This is a genomic window from Brachyspira catarrhinii, from assembly GCF_005518285.1.
Classification (GTDB): domain Bacteria; phylum Spirochaetota; class Brachyspiria; order Brachyspirales; family Brachyspiraceae; genus Brachyspira; species Brachyspira catarrhinii.
The window spans coordinates 1-3,592 of sequence record NZ_SJDU01000242.1 but is presented as its reverse complement, the minus strand read 5'-3'; the positions used below and the strand labels follow the sequence as shown (position 1 = coordinate 3,592).

At 29.2% G+C, this 3,592-nt stretch carries 4 protein-coding genes; all 4 read left to right on the top strand.

Annotation, left to right across the window (positions count from 1 at the left end; genetic code table 11):
- Window positions 1–206: 206 nt before the first annotated feature.
- Window positions 207–1,154 (top strand): ABC transporter ATP-binding protein, encoded by a 948-nt coding sequence (locus EZH24_RS08750; protein ID WP_137998783.1) that lies wholly within the window; start codon window positions 207–209, stop codon window positions 1,152–1,154.
- 2 nt (window positions 1,155–1,156) lie between these two features.
- The gene (locus EZH24_RS08745; protein WP_137998782.1) at window positions 1,157–1,879 is read left to right on the top strand and encodes an ABC transporter permease subunit; all 723 of its coding nucleotides are present in this window, start codon (window positions 1,157–1,159) and stop codon (window positions 1,877–1,879) included.
- Window positions 1,880–1,896: 17 nt separating this feature from the next.
- Entirely contained in the window at window positions 1,897–2,847 is a 951-nt protein-coding gene (locus EZH24_RS08740; RefSeq protein ID WP_137998781.1) for a DUF4340 domain-containing protein, read from the top strand.
- Between the two features lie 66 nt (window positions 2,848–2,913).
- Window positions 2,914–3,592 (top strand): hypothetical protein (locus EZH24_RS08735; protein WP_201798582.1); only part of this gene is annotated, 679 nt, incomplete at its 3' end.

The following is a 3,592-nucleotide window of genomic DNA, read 5'->3' as shown; positions in this document are numbered from 1 at the left end:
ACATTCTTTCATATAATATAATTTTTACGAACCTCATGCGGATATGCATGGGGTTTTATTTTTTATGAGGTTAAAATATTGTCATCAAGAATGCTATTTATACAAAGGCTAATATTTTTAAAATAGTTGAGATTTTAATTTATTTATATTATAATATTTTAAGTTTTTAGATTTTTTATTATTATAAATTAAGATAAGGTATAAAAATGATTTCGGTTAAGAATTTGACTAAATATTACGGCGATTTTCAAGCTTTGAAAGGAATAAGTTTTGAAATAAAATCGGGAGAGATTGTGGGAATACTCGGACCAAACGGAGCGGGAAAATCCACGACTTTAAGAATATTAACCTGTTATTTAAATCCCAGCGATGGAGACGCGATAATAGATGGAAAGAGCATATTGAACGATGAAATAAATGTAAAAAAGACAATCGGTTATTTGCCAGAATCCGCGCCTCTATATAACGATATGTGCGTTTTCGATTATTTGATTTATATGGCGGATATACAAGAATTGGAAAAAAGCAAATTAAACGAAAGGCTTAATTATGTCGTTGATGTTTGCAGTTTGAAAGAGGTAATTTCAAAACCAATCGGCGAATTGTCTAAAGGTTATAAACAGAGAGTCGGGCTTGCGGGTTCTATGATTCATGACCCTAAAATACTTATATTGGACGAACCTACGAACGGACTTGACCCGAATCAAATAGTGGAAATTAGAGAATTGATAAAAGAATTGGGAAAAGAAAAAACGGTTTTGGTTTCTACTCATATATTGAGCGAAGTTGAAGCTACTTGTTCGAGAGCTATTATAATAAATAAAGGCGATATTATAGCGGACGATACTCCAAGGAATTTGAGTTCTACTTTTGCAAATCATAATAAATCGGCGGCGGTAAAAATGTCGATTAAAACGAACGACAATATCGAAACGGTTAAAGAAAAACTATCAAATATTAAAGATATTTATAAAGTGGAAATCGAAGAATATTCCAACGATATAAAAGAAATTTCCATATATTCAAATTTGGAAGAACCGAGAGACGAGATTTATAGATTCGTAAAAAGCACGGATTGGATAATTTACGAAATGACTAAAGTCAAAGAAAATTTGGAAACGGTATTCCATACATTAACAAAAGGAGACGAATAAAAATGCAAAATATTTTTTCTTTCAATAAATCGTTTATAATATTAAAAAAAGAACTTAAACATATTTTTCTTTCGCCGATAGCCTATATTTTTTCGGCTATATTTTTGGCGGTTTCTGGAATATATTTTTTCTCGAGATTTTTTATAATATCTCAAAACGATATGCGGGATTATTTTTCAATTTTGCCCGTAATATTATCTCTTATTATTCCTCCGATAACTATGGGACTTTTATCGAGCGAGTTTTCAAGCGGTTCTTACGAGCTTATAAGCACGCAGTCGGTTTCAACTTTGGAGATTATAATTGGAAAATTTTTATCCGCCGTTATATTCATGCTTTTCGCTCTTCTGCCGACTATAATGTATCCTATAACTTTATTATTTTTGGGAAGATTGGATTTGGGACCGGTGATTGGAGGATATATCGGAAGCGTATTTTTAATATCGGCGCTATGTTCGATTGGAATATTTGCATCTTCGATAACTAAAAACCAAATAATAGCTTTGATAGTCGCTCTTGCGATAATGATATTTTTGAATGTATTTTTAAAATTAATATCTTTACTCTTTCCTTCGCTTACTAATATTATGGATTTTATAAGCGGAGATTATCATTTCAATAGCATTGCGAGAGGAGTTTTGGATTTGAGAGATATTATTTATTTCTTATCGATAACTACGGTATTTTTATATTTGTCGAATATCGCTCTTGAAAACAGAAAATAAAAATTGGAATTGATTTTATGAATAAAAATCTTACTAAATTGCTAATCCTCGTAATAATTTTGCTTATTATAAGTTTTGCCGCTTTTTATATTACTAAAAAAAGAAGCGCAGAAATTGCCGCTAATAAACCGAGAGTGCAAATATTTGAATTAAACGAAACCAATGTTAATAAATACGAACTAATATTTGAAAGCGAACCGATAATAGTCGAAAAAATAAACGATATTTGGAAAATAATCTCTCCGTTAAACGCGAGCGATTATAAAGTTGACCAACTTGAAGCTTTTGCAAATGTTAAAAATTTCAATACTTTAAATATAGATATGATAATAACTAATTTATCGGAAGTAGAATCTTTCGGTTTGGAAAATCCTACAAACGAATTTACGGTTTGGGAAGGAAATAAAGAATATAAAATTTTTGTCGGAAATAGAACGGCTGACGAAGAGCGGTATTATGTCAAATATAACGATGAATATTTTAGCGTGGAATCGATTTATATTGACGCTTTAAAGAAAAATATCGATATGTTGCGCGATAAAGAAATATTTAACGCTCCCGTATCTTTGGATTCGGTTAGAATAGTTGAAATTACGGCGGGCGATTATACGAATATTATAAGGAAAGCGAGCAGAACGAATTGGATTGTGGAAAATTTAGATGGAGAAACGGATTTGGAAAAGGCTTATAACGATTTTTCAACTTTATCTTTAATCAAGGCTTCGGCTTTCGTTTACGAAGTTCCTCGTAGAATAGAGAGACTTTTTAGAATTCCAGATGCCGTTATTAATTTGTATATGCAAGACAATACCAAAATTACTTATCAGTTGGCTTATGATATTGATAATAAAATATACGCAAAGCCAGAAAGCGGAATTATATACGAAGTCGATTATTCTATTTACGATGCGGCTATGCGAGGAAAGGAATATTATAGAAAAAACTATAATGATTCAAATAGTAATTGAACTTTAAATATTTGTTAAGTTATTTTATTATATAAATGTAAATTTAATAAATGAGGTTTTATAATTATGAATGAAAATACATGGAAAATAGATTTTGAATATTTAAAATCATTCGAGTATAGAATAGATAGTATGATAAGTTTGATAAATTGGAATAAAGTAAATAGTATTATGGATTTAGGAGCGGGACATCAAACTTTAAGGAGAAAAATTCCAAGCGATATAGAATATATACCATGCGACATATATAAACATGTTGACAGCACAATAATTGTGGATTTTAATAAAGGCGAGTTCTACAATAAAAAAGTCGATGTAGTATTTTGTTCTGGCATATTTGAATATATTTATGATTTAAAACAATTTATAAAAAATATTAGCAAAAATACAGATATATTAATAGGAAGTTATCATTTTATAGAAGATACAGAAAACCGTTCAGATATTTGTGTAAATGCTTTAAGTATAGAAGATTTTTTTAAAATATGGCATGAGTTGGGATATACATGTGAATTCTTGGAACGATTTAAATATTTCGATAATATTTTTATGAAGGAAGAGGAGTATCAAAGAATTTTTATAATAACTAATAATAAATGCAAAAATGATATTATAAATTATTCCGTAATTAATAAAGTTTTATTACAAAAAATATATCACAAAATAGAAGATAGCGAAATTAGTAATATTAAAACTGTTAATATTTTAAAAGAATTAATTAACTCTCTTGCTTGGTGGATACCGA

Bases quoted from the DNA above. Each gene is read 5' to 3' on its own strand.
- EZH24_RS08745 (WP_137998782.1), top strand. From the start codon at position 1,157: ATGCAAAATATTTTTTCTTTCAATAAATCGTTTATAATATTAAAAAAA.
- EZH24_RS08740 (WP_137998781.1), top strand. From the start codon at position 1,897: ATGAATAAAAATCTTACTAAATTGCTAATCCTCGTAATAATTTTGCTT.
- EZH24_RS08750 (WP_137998783.1), top strand. From the start codon at position 207: ATGATTTCGGTTAAGAATTTGACTAAATATTACGGCGATTTTCAAGCT.